The organism is Pseudomonas sp. Irchel s3h9 (assembly GCF_900187475.1).
In the GTDB taxonomy this organism is placed as follows: domain Bacteria; phylum Pseudomonadota; class Gammaproteobacteria; order Pseudomonadales; family Pseudomonadaceae; genus Aquipseudomonas; species Aquipseudomonas neuropathica.
Window position 1 is genome coordinate 140,276 of sequence record NZ_FYDH01000013.1, and the last position, 17,015, is coordinate 157,290.

15 protein-coding genes are annotated in these 17,015 nt (G+C 60.2%); 6 read left to right on the forward strand and 9 right to left on the reverse strand.

Annotation, left to right across the window (positions count from 1 at the left end; translation table 11 throughout):
• Positions 1-63 precede the first annotated feature (63 nt).
• Complete coding sequence (locus tag CKW26_RS21525) at positions 64-360, forward strand: DUF1330 domain-containing protein (RefSeq protein ID WP_095050095.1); 297 nt, start codon at positions 64-66, stop codon at positions 358-360.
• A gap of 161 nt (positions 361-521) precedes the next feature.
• Here CKW26_RS21525 and CKW26_RS21530 read toward each other — a convergent pair whose 3' ends face one another.
• The 7 genes from CKW26_RS21530 to CKW26_RS21560 all read right to left on the reverse strand — a co-directional run bounded on the left by CKW26_RS21530 (position 522) and on the right by CKW26_RS21560 (position 5,850).
• Positions 522-1,085 carry an NUDIX hydrolase gene (locus CKW26_RS21530; RefSeq protein WP_095050096.1) on the reverse strand — a complete coding sequence of 188 codons (564 nt, stop codon included), beginning with the start codon at positions 1,083-1,085 and terminating at the stop codon, positions 522-524.
• A 1-nt stretch (position 1,086) separates the two neighbouring features.
• A complete protein-coding gene (locus CKW26_RS21535) occupies positions 1,087-1,839 on the reverse strand; it encodes a GntR family transcriptional regulator (protein WP_095050097.1) in 753 nt (250 codons plus the stop codon).
• A gap of 58 nt (positions 1,840-1,897) precedes the next feature.
• Positions 1,898-2,287, reverse strand: a complete 390-nt coding sequence (locus tag CKW26_RS21540; protein WP_027613073.1) for a carboxymuconolactone decarboxylase family protein — start codon at positions 2,285-2,287, stop codon at positions 1,898-1,900.
• A 131-nt stretch (positions 2,288-2,418) separates the two neighbouring features.
• Positions 2,419-2,904, reverse strand: a complete 486-nt coding sequence (locus tag CKW26_RS21545) for a flavin reductase family protein (protein ID WP_095050098.1) — start codon at positions 2,902-2,904, stop codon at positions 2,419-2,421.
• 12 nt (positions 2,905-2,916) lie between these two features.
• Positions 2,917-4,398, reverse strand: coding sequence for an aldehyde dehydrogenase (locus CKW26_RS21550; RefSeq protein WP_095050099.1), 1,482 nt, complete (start codon positions 4,396-4,398; stop codon positions 2,917-2,919).
• Positions 4,395-5,228, reverse strand: a complete 834-nt coding sequence (locus tag CKW26_RS21555; RefSeq protein ID WP_095050100.1) for an alpha/beta fold hydrolase — start codon at positions 5,226-5,228, stop codon at positions 4,395-4,397. Before CKW26_RS21555 ends, CKW26_RS21550 begins: the two co-directional genes overlap by 4 nt.
• 31 nt (positions 5,229-5,259) lie before the next feature.
• A complete protein-coding gene (locus CKW26_RS21560; protein ID WP_007917992.1) occupies positions 5,260-5,850 on the reverse strand; it encodes an amino acid synthesis family protein in 591 nt (196 codons plus the stop codon).
• Between the two features lie 440 nt (positions 5,851-6,290).
• On the opposite strand from CKW26_RS21560, the gene CKW26_RS21565 reads away from it, so the two are divergent.
• Together CKW26_RS21565 and CKW26_RS21570 are read left to right on the forward strand one after the other, a co-directional pair.
• Positions 6,291-7,334, forward strand: coding sequence for a YCF48-related protein (locus tag CKW26_RS21565; RefSeq protein WP_095050101.1), 1,044 nt, complete (start codon positions 6,291-6,293; stop codon positions 7,332-7,334).
• Positions 7,331-9,715 (forward strand): RND family transporter, encoded by a 2,385-nt coding sequence (locus CKW26_RS21570; RefSeq protein ID WP_095050102.1) that lies wholly within the window; start codon positions 7,331-7,333, stop codon positions 9,713-9,715. The genes CKW26_RS21565 and CKW26_RS21570 overlap by 4 nt, the downstream gene beginning before the upstream one ends.
• A gap of 364 nt (positions 9,716-10,079) precedes the next feature.
• On the opposite strand, the gene CKW26_RS21575 is transcribed toward CKW26_RS21570, so the two are convergent.
• Together CKW26_RS21575 and CKW26_RS21580 are read right to left on the reverse strand one after the other, a co-directional pair.
• A complete protein-coding gene (locus CKW26_RS21575) occupies positions 10,080-10,799 on the reverse strand; it encodes a FadR/GntR family transcriptional regulator (RefSeq protein ID WP_064392969.1) in 720 nt (239 codons plus the stop codon).
• Between the two features lie 199 nt (positions 10,800-10,998).
• Positions 10,999-12,735, reverse strand: coding sequence for an IlvD/Edd family dehydratase (locus CKW26_RS21580; protein WP_095050103.1), 1,737 nt, complete (start codon positions 12,733-12,735; stop codon positions 10,999-11,001).
• A 194-nt stretch (positions 12,736-12,929) separates the two neighbouring features.
• On the opposite strand from CKW26_RS21580, the gene CKW26_RS21585 reads away from it, so the two are divergent.
• The 3 genes from CKW26_RS21585 to CKW26_RS21595 all read left to right on the forward strand — a co-directional run bounded on the left by CKW26_RS21585 (position 12,930) and on the right by CKW26_RS21595 (position 17,009).
• Positions 12,930-14,252: an MFS transporter gene (locus CKW26_RS21585; protein WP_077573249.1), complete on the forward strand. Its 1,323-nt coding sequence runs from the start codon at positions 12,930-12,932 to the stop codon at positions 14,250-14,252.
• Between the two features lie 174 nt (positions 14,253-14,426).
• A complete protein-coding gene (gene araD1, locus CKW26_RS21590; protein WP_095050104.1) occupies positions 14,427-15,419 on the forward strand; it encodes an AraD1 family protein in 993 nt (330 codons plus the stop codon).
• Positions 15,420-15,428: 9 nt separating this feature from the next.
• Entirely contained in the window at positions 15,429-17,009 is a 1,581-nt protein-coding gene (locus tag CKW26_RS21595; protein WP_095050105.1) for an aldehyde dehydrogenase (NADP(+)), read from the forward strand.
• The last annotated feature ends 6 nt before the right edge of the window (positions 17,010-17,015 follow it).

Genomic DNA, 17,015 nt, shown 5'->3' on the forward strand with positions numbered 1-17,015 from the left:
ACTCTCAGGGTTCGTTGGAAATATATTGGTATACCATAATACAAAATCAACAATGAGGTCACTATGAAGGCGTACTGGATTGCTCATGTGGATATAGCCGATGCCGATCATTACAGCCAATACACCCAGCGCGCGCCGGTGGCGTTTGCTGAGTTTGGTGCGAAATTTCTGGCGAGGGGCGGGCGCAGCGAAGCGATGGAAGGACGCGAGACGCCACAGCGCAGCGTGGTGATCGAATTCGAAAGCTACGAAAAAGCCGTGGCGTGCTACCACTCGGCGGCGTATCAGGAAGCGAAAAGTTATCGCGAGGAATGGGCGAAGGCGGAAATCATCATCGTGGAAGGCATCGCCCCACTCTGAAGCCTAGGGTATTGATCGTTCCCACGCTCCGCGTGGGAACGCAGCCCCCTTTCAAAGCCGAACGCGGAGCGTCCGAAGAGGCATTCCCACGCGGAGCGTGGGAACGATCAGAACGACCGCATTCGCGAGCAGGCTCGCTCCCACAGGGGTATAGGTGGTGATCAGCGGATGAAGTGAATCTTGCCGCTATCGTCATTGCCCATGTAGATCCCATACACCCCAGCCTGGCGTTCTTCGATATAGCGCTCGAGAATCTGCCGGATCGCCGGGTAATAGATCTGCTCCCACGGAATGTCTTCAGGCGCGAAGAACTTGTAATCGAGGGTTTCCGGCCCGTACTGCCCGGTGATCTCCAGTGCGATCGCACGGAAGATGATGTACACCTCGCTGATCTTCGGCACGCTGAAAATCGAGTACGGCGAGACGATTTCCGCGCGCACACCGCTTTCTTCCCAGACCTCGCGGATGGCCGCTTGCTCGGTGGTCTCGCCGCTTTCCATGAACCCGGCGGGCAGCGTCCAGGTGCCCGGGCGCGGTGGGATCGCGCGTTGGCACAAGAGGTATTTGCCGTCCTGCTCAATGATGCAGCCAGCAATGATCTTCGGATTGACGTAGTGAATGTAGCCGCAGCCGCGGCACATCAGGCGCTCGTGCGTATCGCCCGGCGGCACCTGCTGACCGAGGTCAGGGCCACCGCATTTCGGGCAATAGCTCGGGCTGAACATATCAGTGACCTATACGGGGTTCTTTCAGCGCGATGGGCAGGGTGATGTTCGGCGTGGCGCCGGTCTCTTCCTGTTTGCGCTTAAGGTAATCGAGCGCCACCGCAGCAGCGGCGCGAACGTGATCGACGCAGGCCTGATGCGCCGCCAGCGGATCGCCGCTCTTGATCGCCTCGACCATTTTTTCCATTTCGTGGTTACTCGCGCCGCGACGGTTTTCCTGGGACACCGAGGTGGCGCGCAGGTAGCTGATGCGCGCCTGCAACTGGCGCAGTTGAGTCGCCGCCACATGGTTGCCCGAACCTTCGAGCAGCACGTCGTAGAAACCCTGCACCGAGTCGATCACCTGCTGCAACTCGCCGTCCTTCAACGCCTTGCGGTTGTCGTCGAGGGCTTTTTCCAGGGCTTTGATGTCCTTGGCTTTGGCGCGCAGGGTGAACAACTGCACGATCAGTCCTTCAAGTACGCAGCGCAACTCGTAGATATCGACCGCATCGGTGAGGGTGATGATCGCCACGCGCGGGCCTTTGGCATCGGCGAACTCGACCAGACCTTCGGATTCCAGGTGACGCAAGGCTTCACGCACCGACGTACGGCTTACACCGAGGCGATCGCACAGATCGCGCTCGACCAGACGATCGCCGGGCATGAGCTGGAAATTCATGATCGCGCTACGCAGTTTATCCAGCACGATTTCGCGCAGGGTAACGGGGTTGCGATTGACCTTGAAGCTGTCGTCGAGTGGCTGGCGTTTCATGGGGTCCGCTCATTCGGTTGGCTGTCCATGCCAGACGGGCATCTAAACAGCCGAGGGGTTAACTGGAGGCCTCGGCGTCGGCTTCGGCAAAGGCTTCACGGGCCAGCCGGAAACTGTCCACGGCTGCCGGAACGCCGCAATAAATGCCGACCTGAAGCAGAATTTCGCGTATTTGCTCACGACTCAGGCCGTTACGCAAGGCGCCGCGCACATGCAGCTTGAGTTCATGCGGACGGTTGAGCGCCGAGATCATCGCCAGGTTGATCATGCTGCGCTCCTTGAGCGACAAACCCTCACGCCCCCAGACATGGCCCCAGCAGTATTCGGTGACCATTTCCTGCAGCGGACGGGTGAAGTCGTCGGCGTTGTCGATTGAACGCTGAACGTAGGCTTCGCCGAGCACCTGAGTGCGGATCTTCAGACCTTTTTCGTACTTTTCGTTACTCATATTCTTTGCCTCACCTCAGTCCCTGTGGGAGCTGGCTTGCCAGCGATAGCGGACTATCAGCCAACATCAATGTTGAATGTTAAGCCCTCATCGCTGGCAAGCCAGCTCCCACAGGGTTTTGCATTGTCGCTTCAGGCCAGGGTCGGCAACGGGCCAAGCTTGCCCTTGTGGTAAATCATCGGCGTCACCGGTTGCTCGGGCAGGATCAGGTTCTTCACCGCGCCAACAATGATCGCGTGGTCGCCACCATCGTATTCCCGCCACAACTCGCACTCGATGATCGCCGTCGCTTTGGCCAGAATCGGGTTGCCGAGTTCGCTCAAATGCCACGCGATGTCCTTGGCCTTGTCCTTGCCTTTACTGGCGAACGCATAGGCCTCAGCCGTCTGGTCAGCCGACAGCAAATGGATCGCAAATTTCTTGCTGTCACGCAACACCGGGTAGGTGTCGGAAGCATAGTTGGGGCAGAACAGCACCAGCGCCGGGTCAATCGACAGCGCGCTGAAGGCGCTGGCGGTGATGCCGACAATTCCGCCATCCGGGTCGAGGGTGGTGACCACCGTGACGCCGGACGGGAACGAGCTCATGACGTCTTTGTAAATGCCGGGTTCGATCATTTCGCAGGACTCCTAGCGCATCACAAACGGATCAGGCATTGGCGCCTGGGAAAGGTTGATCCACACCGTTTTCAGTTCGGTGTAGGCCAGCACCGAATCGATGCCGCTTTCGCGTCCATAGCCACTGTTCTTGAAGCCGCCGATCGGCGCCATCGCTGACACCGCGCGGTAGGTGTTGACCCAGATAATTCCAGAGCGCACATCGCGCGCCAGACGATGGGCACGACCGAGATCGCGGGTCCAGATGCCGGCGGCGAGGCCGAACTGCGAGTCGTTGGCGATCGCCAGTGCTTCGGCTTCATCTTTAAAGCGGATCACCGACGCCACCGGGCCGAAGACTTCTTCCTGCATGATCTTCATCGAATTGCGGTCGCATTCGAACAGCGTCGGCTCGTAGAACCAGCCTTCGCCGAGATCGGTCGGACGCTTGCCGCCAGTGCGCAAACGCGCGCCTTCAGCGATGGCGTCGGCGACCAGGCCTTCGACCACCGCCAGTTGCTGCGCGGTGGCCATCGGGCCCATTTCACTGTGGTCTTCCTGCGGGTTGCCGATGCGAATGCGCTGGGCGCGTTCGACCAGTCGGCTGACGAATTCGTCGTAGATCTCGTCCTGCACCAACAGCCGCGAACCCGACACGCAGCTCTGCCCGGAGGCCGCGTAGATCCCGGCGATCGCGCCGTTGATCGCGCTGTCCAGATCGGCGTCGGCGAAGATGATGTTCGGCGACTTGCCGCCCAGTTCCAGCGACAGCTTGGCGAAGTTCTCGGCGCTGCTGCGCACCACATGCCGCGCTGTCGCCGCGCCGCCGGTGAAGGCAATCTTGCGGATCAGCGGATGGCGGGTGAGGGCGGCGCCAGTGCTCGGGCCGTAACCGGTGACGACGTTGACCACGCCCGGCGGAATGCCGGCTTCGAGGGCCAGTCGCGCCAGTTCAAGAATGGTTGCGGACGCGTGCTCGGAAGGCTTGATCACAATCGTGTTGCCAGCGGCGAGGGCCGGGGCGAGTTTGATTGCGGTCAGGTACAGCGGGCTGTTCCACGGAATGATCGCGGCGACCACGCCCATTGCTTCGTGCACGGTGTAGGCGAACAGGTCGGGCTTATCCAGCGGCAGCGTGCCGCCTTCGAGCTTGTCGGCCAGGCCGGCGGTGTAGTGGAAAAACTCCGGCAGATAGCTGACCTGGCCACGGGTTTCGCGGATCAGTTTGCCGTTGTCGCGGCTTTCCAGTTGCGCCAGTTGTTCTTTATTTTCGGCGATCAAGTCGCCGAGACGGCGCAGCAATTTGCCGCGTGCGGTGGCAGTCAGGCCGCGCCATGCCGGGCTGTCGAAAGCGGTCTGTGCCGATTGCACGGCGCGTTCGACGTCCGCCTCATCAGCGTCGGGCAACTCCGCCCAGGCTTGCGCCGTGGCCGGGTTGAGGCTTTCGAAGGTCTTGCCGGAGAGGGCGTCGACCCATTCTCCGCCGATGCACATCTGGAAGCGTGCGAGTGTCATGCAACGATCCCCTTTATATGGTTTTGTCGGGAGTGTGCGAATTCGAGAAATTCCAGCAGCGTCTGGTTGACCAAGCGCGGCGACTCTACCGGCATCATATGCCGTTGCTCAGGCAGCACGGCAACCTTCGCACCGGGGATGCGTCGGGCCAGTTGCTCGGCCATTTCCGGGGTCGAACCCGGATCGAGTTCGCCAGTGGCAATCAGCGTCGGCGCCTGAATGCTGCCCAGGTCGTCGGCGCGGTACATGTCTTGGGTAGCGAACAATTCATAAGTGGTCAGGTAACCCTGCGGATCATTACCGGCCAGGGTCTGGCGGATCGCAGCGATCTGCGCCGGGTTGGCCGCTTGATACTCGCGGCTGAACCAGCGCGACAACGCCGCTTCGGCATTGGCGTCCGGGCCATGTTCGGCGGCTTGCGCGGTACGGGCGATGACGCCGGCACGCTGTTCTTCGCTGCGGTTGAACACGCTGTTCAAGACCACCAGGCTTTGCAGGCGCTCCGGGTAATGCAGGGCAAAGGCCCGCGCGACCAGACCGCCCATGGAGAAACCGATCACCGCTGCCTGCGGCAGATTGAGGTGATCGAGCAGCTCCAGCAACTGATCGGCGTAACCGAGCAGGGCGGTGCCATTGGCGGGTCGCGGACTGGCGCCATGGCCGAGCATGTCGTAGGCGATCACCCGGTATTGGCTGGACAGACCGACGATCTGCCCGCCCCACATTTCTTTGTTCAGGCCCACGCCGTGGATCAAAACCACGGGCTGGCCTTGGCCGGTCGCCAGGTAACTGGTGCCAGCCGGGGTGAGTTCAGCGGTGAGCCGAATCATGGAGCGCTCCTGCAATGCCTTTTTATTGTGATTACTGGGCTTTTTCGGCGGCCAGTTCTTCCAGATCGATGTAGCGGTTACCGATGCGCGGGTGCAGGCGACCACCGTCGGCGCAACCCAGCACGACGACGATTTCGTCGGCGCGCGGTGCGTCTTCGATCTGCATTTCCAGGGTGATGTAGTGCGAACGCTGACCTTCGTCGTCCTTGTGCATCATCGGGATCTGGATCGAAGTGCCCGGGCCGCCGCGCTTGTTGGTAAAGCTCAGGTAGCTCTTGGCGTTGACCGCTTCGCGGTAGTGATTGCCAAAGCGCAGGGTGTGGATCACGGCGGAGGCGTGTTCGATCTCGCCATCAGCGCCGACCACAGCGGCTTTGCCGTAGGCCTCGATTTTTTCCGCACCGCCGATGATGCCGACCAGACGTTCAACCATCAGCGCGCCGAGGTCGGAGCAGTTGGCACGGATCTGCGGTTTGAGGTCTTCAACGAAACCGTTGCCCACCCATGGGTTTTTCATCACCACGGCGAGGCCAACCATGGTCACGGGTTTGTCAGTGGCTTTGCCGCCTTCGATAAAAGTTTCTTCGACATAGCTGACGATCTTGCGAATTTCGAAACTCATGAGCTGCTCCGTTGGGGGGATTAAGAGTGTCTGTGCGTCTGATGGTATACCATAATACCGATCGTGCAAGTCCCTCCGGTAACTTTTGCCGCATCACCCCGGCGAATGGTCATGTATTCAAATCCCAAAGCCCCCACAACTCCCTGTAGGAGTGAGCCTGCTCGCGATAGCGGTGTGTCATCTGAGCAATTGCTAACTGATACACCGCTATCGCGAGCAGGCTCACTCCTACAGGGGGGAATCCGTCGGCAATGCGGTTAACAAAAGATAACGTGGCGCCGATTGTCAGACGTTTCGAAAGCCCGATAGGATGAGCCAGCTTCCGAAGTGGCTCTGGATTGCGGGTTTCAGGACTATGCTTCTGACCAGCCATCAGCGGAGCACACTTGCGGCGCCCTTGAAGGCCAGATGGCCTAACAATAATAAAGAGGGGAAGGTCTATGAGTCGTTGCCGCCCGCCGGCGTTACGCAACACCGCGTTGCTGGCCACAGCACTCTCGCTGCTGGGCTTTGCCACGTTATCGGCACCGGTGATTGCCGCCGAGGCCCCGGCTGACGTGGTCTATGCCACCGAATCTACTAAAGCCGCGAAAAGCCTGATTCTCGATGTCGTCCACGCTGGCGCACGCCTGGTCGCGGTCGGCGATCGCGGACACATTCTCTATTCCGATGACCAGGGCAAAACCTGGAAGCAAGCCAAGGTGCCGAGCCGGCAACTGCTGACGGCTGTGTATTTTGTCGACGACAAACACGGCTGGGCGGTCGGCCATGACGCGCAAATCCTCGCCAGCGCAGACGGCGGTCTGACCTGGGCCAAGCAATTCGAAGACCTCAAACGTGAATCGCCGCTGCTCGACGTCTGGTTCAAGGACGTCAACAGCGGCCTCGCCGTGGGCGCGTACGGCGCGTTGATGGAAACCACCGACGGCGGTAAAAACTGGGAAGACGTCAGTGACCGCCTCGACAACGAAGATCAATTCCACCTCAACGCCATCGCAGCGGTGAAGGACGCGGGGCTGTTTATCGTCGGCGAGTCGGGCAGCATGTTCCGCTCCGCCGATGACGGCCAGACCTGGGAAAAACTCGAAGGCCCGTACGAAGGTTCGCTGTTCGGCGTGATCGGCACGGCGCAACCGCAGACCCTGCTGGCGTACGGCTTGCGCGGCAACCTCTACCGCTCCACCGATTTCGGTAGCACCTGGGAGCAGGTCGAGCTGAAAGCTGCGCGCGGATCGCTGGAATTCGGCCTGTCCGGCGCGACCCTGCTTGAAGATGGCTCGATCGTGATCGTTGGCAACGGCGGTTCGGTGATCAGCAGCAGCGACAACGGCGAGACCTTCAGCGTGTTCAACCGTCCGGATCGTATTTCCCTGTCGTCGGTCACCGCTGCCGGCGACGGCAACCTGATTCTGAGCGGGCAGGGTGGCGTTCACACCACGCTGCCAAACGGTGCCGAGATCAATAATAAGAAGGCGGGGCTATGACTTCCTTGATCACTCCTCAGCAGGACAAGGCGACGTTTCTTGAGCGCCTGATCTTCAACAACCGTCCGGCAGTGATCCTTATCTGCCTGGTGGTGAGTATTTTCCTGTTCTGGCAGGCCACGCTGATCCGGCCGTCGACCAGTTTCGAAAAAATGATCCCGCTCAAGCATCCGTTCATCGAGAAGATGATGGAGCACCGCAACGATCTGGCGAACCTGGGCAACACTGTGCGCATTTCGGTGGAAGCCAAGGACGGCGACATCTTCTCCAAGGAGTACATGGAGACTCTGCGCCAGATCAACGACGAGGTGTTCTACATCTCCGGCGTCGACCGTTCTGGCCTGAAGTCGCTATGGAGCCCGAGCGTACGCTGGACCGAAGTGACCGAAGAGGGTTTCGCCGGCGGTGAAGTGATCCCGCAGAGCTACAACGGCTCGCAAGACAGTCTCGATCTGCTGCGCAACAACGTACTCAAGTCAGGTCAGGTCGGGCGTCTGGTGGCCAACGACTTCAAGTCGAGCATCGTTGACATCCCGCTGCTGGAGTCCTACCCGGACCCGGAAGACCAGGGCAAGTTGCTCGCGCTGGACTACCGCAAGTTCTCCCATGAACTCGAAGACAAGATCCGCAACAAGTTCGAAGCGCAGAATCCCAACGTCAAAATCCACATCGTCGGATTCGCCAAGAAGGTCGGCGACCTGATCGACGGTCTGGTGATGGTGGTGTTGTTCTTCGGTATCGCTTTCGTCATCACCCTGATTCTTCTGTTGTGGTTCACCAACTGCGTGCGCAGCACCATTGCGGTGTTGAGTACGACGCTGGTGGCGGTGGTCTGGCAGCTCGGCTTGATGCACTTCTTCGGCTTCGGACTTGATCCGTATTCGATGCTGGTGCCGTTCCTGATCTTCGCCATCGGTATTTCCCACGGCGTGCAGAAGATCAACGGTATCGCCCTGCAATCCAGCGAGGCCGACAACGCATTGACCGCTGCGCGGCGCACCTTCCGCCAACTGTTCCTGCCGGGGATGATCGCGATTCTTGCGGATGCGGTGGGCTTCATCACCCTGCTGATCATCGACATCGGCGTGATCCGTGAACTGGCCATCGGCGCGTCGATCGGCGTGGCGGTGATCGTGTTCACCAACCTGATCCTGCTGCCGGTCGCCATTTCCTATGTCGGTATCAGCAAGCGCGCGATTGCCAAGAGCAAGAAAGACGCGAACCGCGAACACCCGTTCTGGCGCCTGCTGTCGAACTTCGCCAACCCGAAAGTCGCACGTATTTCGGTGGTGCTGGCGCTGATCGCCTTCGGCGGCGGCCTCTGGTACAGCCAGAACCTGAAAATCGGCGACCTCGACCAGGGCGCGCCGGAACTGCGTCCGGACTCGCGCTACAACAAGGACAACAACTTCATCATCAACAACTACTCGACCAGTTCCGACGTGCTGGTAGTGATGGTCAAGACCAAGGCTGAAGGTTGCTCGCGTTATGAGGCCATGGCGCCGATCGATGAGCTGATGTGGAAGATGCAGAACACCGAGGGCGTGCAGTCGGCGATCTCGCTGGTGACCGTGTCCAAGCAGATGATCAAGGGCATGAACGAGGGCAACCTGAAATGGGAAACCCTGTCGCGCAACCCGGACGTGCTGAACAACTCGATTGCCCGCGCCGACGGTCTGTACAACAACAGTTGCTCGCTGGCGCCAGTGCTGGTGTTCCTCAACGATCACAAGGCTGAAACCCTCGATCGTGCGGTGCACGCGGTGCAGGAATTCGCCAAGGACAACAACAAGGACGGTCTGGAATTCATCCTCGCCGCCGGTAACGCCGGCATCGAAGCGGCCACCAACGAAGTCATCAAGCAGGCTGAGCTGACCATCCTGATTCTGGTGTACATCTGCGTGGCAGTGATGTGCATGATCACCTTCCGTTCGTGGGCGGCGACGCTGTGCATCGTCCTGCCGCTGGTGCTGACCTCGGTACTCGGCAACGCGCTGATGGCGTTCATGGGCATCGGCGTGAAAGTCGCGACCTTGCCGGTGGTGGCGCTGGGTGTGGGGATCGGTGTCGACTACGGCATCTACATCTATAGCCGTCTGGAGAGTTTCCTGCGCGCGGGGCTGCCGTTGCAGGAAGCCTATTACCAGACGCTGAAATCCACCGGTAAAGCCGTGCTGTTCACCGGTCTGTGCCTGGCGATCGGTGTGTGCACCTGGATCTTCTCGGCGATCAAGTTCCAGGCTGACATGGGCCTGATGCTGACCTTTATGCTGCTGTGGAACATGTTCGGTGCACTGTGGCTGCTGCCGGCACTGGCGAAGTTCCTGATCAAGCCTGAGAAACTGGCGGGGCAGAAGGGCAATTCGCTGTTTGCGCATTGATCTGAAAGGCTGAAACGACAAAGCCGCAACCTTAGGGTTGCGGCTTTTTTGTGTTTTAAGATCAAGAGCCCCCTCACCCTAACCCTCTCCCGGAGGGAGAGGGGACTGACCGAGGTGTGCGGCTTGATACATCGACCTGAAACACCGAGTTGATTATGGATTTAACGCAAATCATTCGACCTGAGATACCGAGTTGATTATGGATTTAACGCAAATCATTCGACTTGAGATGGCAGTCGGTTATGGATTCACTGCAAATCGTTCAAGTCGGCGGAAATCCCGAATATCCCCCAATCGGTCCCCTCTACCTCTGGGCGGTCCGACGTTTCGGGAGGGCTAGGGTGAGGGCAAGCAGTCTCAAGCCTTAAGTGAGTTCAGCGCCAAGCACGACACTCAAAGCACTACGCGCATCATCCAGCTGCACCAACGTCGCATGCCGAGCCCCCAGCGCATCACGATTCTCGATCGCCGTCAAAATCGCCTTATGCCGTGGCAACGCCAATTCATGCAGATTCGGCCGCTGATTCGAATGCTTCAACGCCTCGGCAATCGCCACCGACAACATATTGCACAGATTCGCCAACAAGTCGTTGTGTGTCGCATCGGCAATCCGGCTATGGAAATCCAGATCCGGCTGCAACAACGCTTCCGGCGTCGGCGCCGCTTCCATGCGCTGATACGCCTCGCCAATCGCGGCAATATCAGCCTCGGTCGCATGTTGAGCAGCGAGGGCGGCAGCCGCCGGTTCGATAATGCTGCGCACACTGGTCAGCACATTGAAGAATTCATTCTGCGGGCTGCTTTGCATCAGCCAGTGCAGCACGTCCGGGTCGAGCATGTGCCATTCGCGCCGCGCCTTGACCACCGTGCCAACCCGAGGCTTGGAATACACCAGCCCCTTGGCCACCAGCACCCGCGTGGCTTCGCGTAACACCGGCCGGCTGACCGCGTACTCCTCGCAGAGCAGGGCTTCGGCGGGCAGTTTGTCGTCGGGCAAGAAGCGTCCGGAGACGATCTGCATGCCCAGTTCCTGGACGATGCGCGAATGCATGCTTTTGCGGTCGGAAGGTTTGCGGTAATCCATGGGGAGTGGCGCGATCCTGAGCGATGGAGATGCCGCGCATCATAGCAGGCACCAGACAATCTTGAGGCGGGTAATGATCGTTCCCACGCTCTGCGTGGGAATGCTGCCCGGGACGCTCTGCGTCCCATTTCAGAGCTGGAACGCGGAGCGTCCCTTGAGGCATTCCCACGCGGAGCATGGGAACGATCGGTGGAGAAGGTCAGTGAGAGTGGCGGGGCACTTCAGCGCCTCGGCAACCTACCAGGAAGTCAAAGTCACAGCCCTGATCCGCCTGCAGCACATGGTCGATGTACAACTGACGATACCCGCCCACCAACAACTGCTGCGGCGGCTGCAGATCCGCCATGCGTGCCGCCAGTTCGGCATCCGGAATATCCAGGTGCAGCCGCCCGGTGGCGCAATCCAGCTCGATCCAGTCGCCTTCCTGCACCGTCGCCAAAGGCCCGCCGGCCGCCGCTTCCGGCGCCACGTGCAAAACCACAGTGCCGTACGCCGTGCCGCTCATCCGCGCATCAGAAATGCGCACCATGTCGGTCACACCCTGTGCCAACAACTTGGCCGGCAAGCCCATGTTGCCGACTTCGGCCATGCCCGGATAACCCTTCGGCCCGCAGTTCTTCATCACCAGAATCGAATCTTTATCGACCTCCAGTTCCGGATCGTTGATCCGCGCCTTGTACATGTCGAAGTTCTCGAACACTACCGCGCGGCCGCGATGCTGCATCAATTCCGGGGTCGCGGCGGACGGCTTGAGCACGGCACCCAGTGGCGCCAGATTGCCGCGCAATACGCAAATGCCGCCGTCAGCACGGATCGGATTGTCTAGGGTGCGGATCACCTCGTCCTCGCCATAGATCGGCGCGTCCTTGGTGTTCTCGCCAATCGACTTGCCATTGACCGTCAGTGCATTCGGGTTAGGGATCAGATTGGCTTCACCGAGACGCCGCAGCACTGCCGGCAAACCACCTGCGTAATAGAACTCTTCCATCAGGAAACGCCCAGACGGTTGCAGGTCGACAATGGTCGGCATGCCACGACCGATACGGGTCCAGTCGTCCAGATCCAGTTCAACGCCGATGCGTCCAGCGATAGCTTTCAAGTGAATCACCGCGTTGGTCGAACCACCGATGGCGGCGTTGACCCGGATGGCGTTTTCGAAGGCTTCCTTGGTGAGGATCTTCGACAGTTTCATATCTTCGCGAACCATCTCCACTGCACGCATACCGGACATGTGCGCCAACACATAACGTCGCGCATCCACCGCCGGGATCGCCGCGTTGTGCGGCAGGGAAGTGCCCAGTGCTTCAGCCATGCAGGCCATGGTCGACGCCGTGCCCATGGTGTTGCAAGTGCCTGCCGAACGCGACATGCCACCCTCGGCCGCAAGGAAATCGTCAATCGTGATGGTGCCGGCCTTGACCTGCTCGCTGAGCTGCCAGACCACGGTGCCCGAGCCGATGTCCTTGCCCTTGTGCTTGCCGTTGAGCATCGGCCCGCCAGTCACAACAATCGCCGGCACATCGCAACTCGCCGCGCCCATCAGCAGCGCTGGAGTGGTTTTGTCGCAACCGGTCAGCAGCACCACGCCGTCGATCGGGTTGCCGCGAATGGCCTCTTCAACGTCCATGCTCGCCAGGTTGCGAGTGAGCATGGCGGTCGGGCGCAGGTTCGATTCGCCGTTGGAGAACACCGGGAATTCCACTGGAAAACCACCGGCCTCGATCACCCCGCGTTTGACGTGCTCCGCGATCTGGCGGAAGTGCGCGTTGCACGGGGTCAGTTCCGACCAGGTGTTGCAGATGCCGATGATCGGCTTGCCATGGAACTGGTGGTCGGCGATGCCCTGATTCTTCATCCAGCTGCGGTACATGAAGCCGTTCTTGTCGGCCGTGCCAAACCATTGGGCGGAGCGCAGGGTGGGTTTCTTATCAGACATGATCGATTCTCTTATTGTATGACTATAGTGTTCCAGCTACGGCCTAATCTAAGCGCAAAATCCTAGGTTTGGAAGTGTTGTTGGTGAATTAGTATTACTATATAGTCGTTTTCGACGGAGGGATGGCCCTGACGGTTTTTCCGTGAGAGGCGTCCCCCGAGGTTCTATAAAAACAACAATCGGAGACCGATCTCATGAGCCAGGAACTGCGGCTAATCCGGCGCATTACGCTGAAACTGATTCCCTTCCTGATCCTGCTGTACCTGATCGCCTATGTGGATCGCTCCGCCGTCGGCTTCGCCAAGCTGCACATGGGCGCTGACATCGGCATCGGCGACGCCGCCTACGGCCTCGGTGCCGGGCTGTTCTTCATTGGCTACTTCCTTCTCGAAATCCCCAGCAACCTGATGCTCGAACGCTTCGGTGCACGGCGCTGGTTTGCGCGGATCATGATCACCTGGGGCGCGATCACCATCGGCATGGCCTTCGTTCAGGGCCCGCACAGTTTCTACGTGATGCGCTTTCTGCTCGGCGCGGCCGAGGCGGGGTTCTTCCCCGGCGTTCTCTACTACATCACCCAATGGTTCCCGGTGCGCCATCGCGGCAAGATCCTTGGCCTGTTCATCCTCTCCCAGCCGATCGCGATGATGATCACCGGCCCGGTGTCCGGCGGTTTGCTCGGCATGGACGGCGTCCTTGGCCTGCACGGCTGGCAGTGGCTGTTCATCGTCATCGGCACCCCGGCGATCCTCCTGACCTGGCCAGTGCTGCGCTGGTTGCCTGACGGTCCGCAACAAGTGAAATGGATGGATCAAGCCGAGAAAGACTGGCTGACCGGTGAGCTGAAAAAGGATCTGCAGGAGTACGGCCAGACCCGCCACGGCAACCCGCTGCATGCGCTGAAAGACAAACGTGTGTTGCTGCTGGCGCTGTTTTATCTGCCGGTGACGTTGAGCATTTATGGCCTCGGTCTATGGTTACCGACGCTGATCAAACAGTTCGGCGGCAGTGATCTGGTCACCGGTTTTGTGTCGTCGGTGCCGTATATCTTCGGGATAATCGGCTTGCTCATCATCCCGCGCAGTTCCGATCGTTTAAATGATCGTTACGGGCATCTGGCTGTTCTTTATGTGCTGGGCGCGATTGGCTTGTTCCTGAGTGCGTGGCTGTCGCTGCCCGTGGCGCAATTGGCGGCGTTGTGTCTGGTGGCGTTTGCGCTGTTTTCCTGCACAGCGGTGTTCTGGACCTTGCCGGGGCGCTTCTTTGCCGGCGCGAGTGCGGCGGCGGGGATCGCGTTGATCAACTCGGTAGGGAACCTGGGCGGATACATCGGGCCGTTCGTGATCGGGGCGTTGAAGGAGTACACCGGGAATCTCGCGTCCGGCCTGTATTTCCTGTCGGGCGTGATGGTGTTCGGCTTGATCCTGACGGGCGTGGTTTACCGCGTGCTGGAACGCAAACACGTGCTCCCGGTTGACCAATTTGCCGCCAGCGCCCGTGGCGCTACCCGCACCTGAACCCCATCGACCCATCACCACCGAACCTGTGGGAGCTGCGGTGCGACGACTCGACTTGCCAGCGATAGCAATCTGTCAGACACATTAATGCTGAATGTGCCGCCGTCATCGCTGGCAAGCCAGCTCCCACAGGGTTTTGCAGTGTTTCGAAGTTTTGTGTAAAGGAGAGGACATATGCATCTGGTTCAATTCGAATTAAGCAACCGCGAACGCCGCGTCGGCGTGGTCGACAACGATCTGGTGCGCGAAGTGCTAGACGCGCGCAGCGTGCGCGATCTGGCGCTCGCCGCCATCGAAGCCGGCAACACGCTGGAACAGCAAGTGCAGATCCTCGGCCTCGGCATCAGCCACGACTACGCCGAACTGCTCGCGCAACTGCGCATCCTGCCGCCCCTCGATCACCCGGACCCGGCGCACATGCTGGTCAGCGGTACTGGCCTGACTCACCTGGGTAGCGCCTCGGCCCGCGACAAGATGCACCAGCAGGCCGGCGACGAAGTGGCGATGACCGACACCATGCGCATCTTCAAATGGGGTGTGGAGGGCGGCAAACCGGCGGCGGGGCAGGCCGGTGTGCAACCAGAATGGTTCTACAAAGGCGACGGCAGTATTGTCGTTCGCCCGGGTCAGCCGTTCCCGGTGCCGCCGTTTGCTGAAGACGCTGGCGAAGAACCAGAGATGGCCGGCCTCTACCTCATTGGCAACGACGGCAAGCCTTATCGCCTGGGTTTTGCGGTGGGCAACGAGTTCTCCGATCACATCATGGAGCGCAAGAATTACCTGTACCTCGCGCACTCGAAATTGCGCAGTTGCAGTTACGGCCCGGAACTTCGCACCGGTGAACTGCCTCAACATCTGGCAGGCACCAGTCGCATCCTGCGTGACGGCGAAGTGCTCTGGCAGAACGAGTTTCTCAGCGGCGAGGCGAACATGTGCCACAGCCTCGCCAACCTCGAATACCACCATTTCAAGTACAGCCAGTTCCTGCGTCCGGGGGATGTGCACATTCACTTCTTCGGCACCGCGACCCTGTCGTTCGCCGATGGCATCCGCACCCAGCCGGGCGACGTCTTCGAAATCAGCCAGGCCGAATTCGGCGCGCCGCTGGTCAATGGCATCGTTCCGGTTCCAGCGGCTTTTGTACCGGACAGCATCGGCACCCTTTAAGGAGATCCCATGACTCAGATTCTCGGTCACAACTACATTGGTGGTCAGCGCAGCGCCGCTGGCGACGTCAAACTGCACTCCGTCGATGCCACGACGGGCGAACAGTTGCCGCACGATTTCATTCAGGCCACGGTTGAGGAAGTCGACGCAGCGGCCAAAGCTGCCGCTGTCGCGTACCCGGCTTATCGCAGCCTCAGCGCCGAACGCCGCGCGCAGTTTCTCGACGCAATTGCCGATGAACTGGATGCCCTCGGTGATGATTTCGTCGCCGTGGTCTGCCGCGAAACGGCGTTGCCCGCCGGACGCATTCAGGGCGAGCGCGCACGCACCAGCGGGCAGATGCGTCTGTTCGCCAAGGTTCTGCGTCGGGGGGATTTCTACGGTGCGCGGATTGATCTGCCGTTGCCGGATCGCCAGCCATTGCCACGTCCTGATCTGCGCCAATACCGCATCGGCCTCGGTCCTGTTGCGGTGTTCGGCGCAAGCAACTTTCCACTGGCGTTTTCCACGGCGGGCGGCGACACCGCTGCGGCGCTGGCCGCCGGTTGCCCGGTGGTGTTCAAGGCCCACAGCGGTCACATGGCCACGGCTGAGCTGGTCGCTGACGCGGTGATTCGTGCAGCGGAAAAAACCGCGATGCCTGCCGGTGTGTTCAACATGATCTACGGCGGTGGCGTCGGTGAATGGCTGGTCAAGCACCCGGCGATTCAGGCAGTCGGTTTCACCGGTTCGCTCAGAGGCGGACGTGCGCTGTGTGACATGGCCGCTGCACGCCCGCAACCGATCCCGGTGTTTGCCGAGATGTCGAGCATCAACCCGGTGATCGTCCTGCCGCAGGCCCTTGCCGAGCGTTCGGAAACGGTTGCCCGCGACTTGACTGCTTCAGTGGTGCAGGGCTGCGGTCAGTTCTGCACCAATCCGGGCCTGGTCATCGGCATCCGCTCGCCAGAGTTCAGCGCGTTCGTGCAGCAGGTTGCGGGTTTGATCGGTGATCAACCGGCGCAAACCATGCTCAACGCCGGCACCCTCGGCAGCTACGGTAATGGCTTGCAGAAACTGTTGGCGCATCCCGCCATTGAGCATCTGGCCGGCAATCCGCAGCAGGGTAATCAGGCTCAGCCGCAATTGTTCAAGGCCGATGCGAGCCTGTTGATCGATGGCGATGAAGTGCTGCAGGAAGAAGTGTTCGGCCCGACCACGGTGATTGTCGAAGTGGCGGACAAGGCGCAACTGAGTGCCGCATTGCACGGCCTGCATGGGCAACTGACCGCGACGATCATTGGCGAGCAGGCGGACTTTGAACGTTTCCCTGAGCTGACGCCGTTGCTGGAACAGAAGGTCGGGAGGATCCTGCTTAACGGTTATCCGACCGGTGTCGAGGTGTGTGATTCGATGGTGCATGGCGGGCCGTATCCGGCGACATCCGACGCACGCGGCACCTCCGTCGGTACGCTGGCCATCGACCGCTTTCTGCGCCCGGTGTGCTTCCAGAATTACCCGGACAGCTTGCTGCCCGAGCCGCTGAAGAACGCCAACCCGCTGCGCATCCAGCGCCTGGTTGACGGCAAGTCCTCACGCGACGCGCTGTAACTGCCA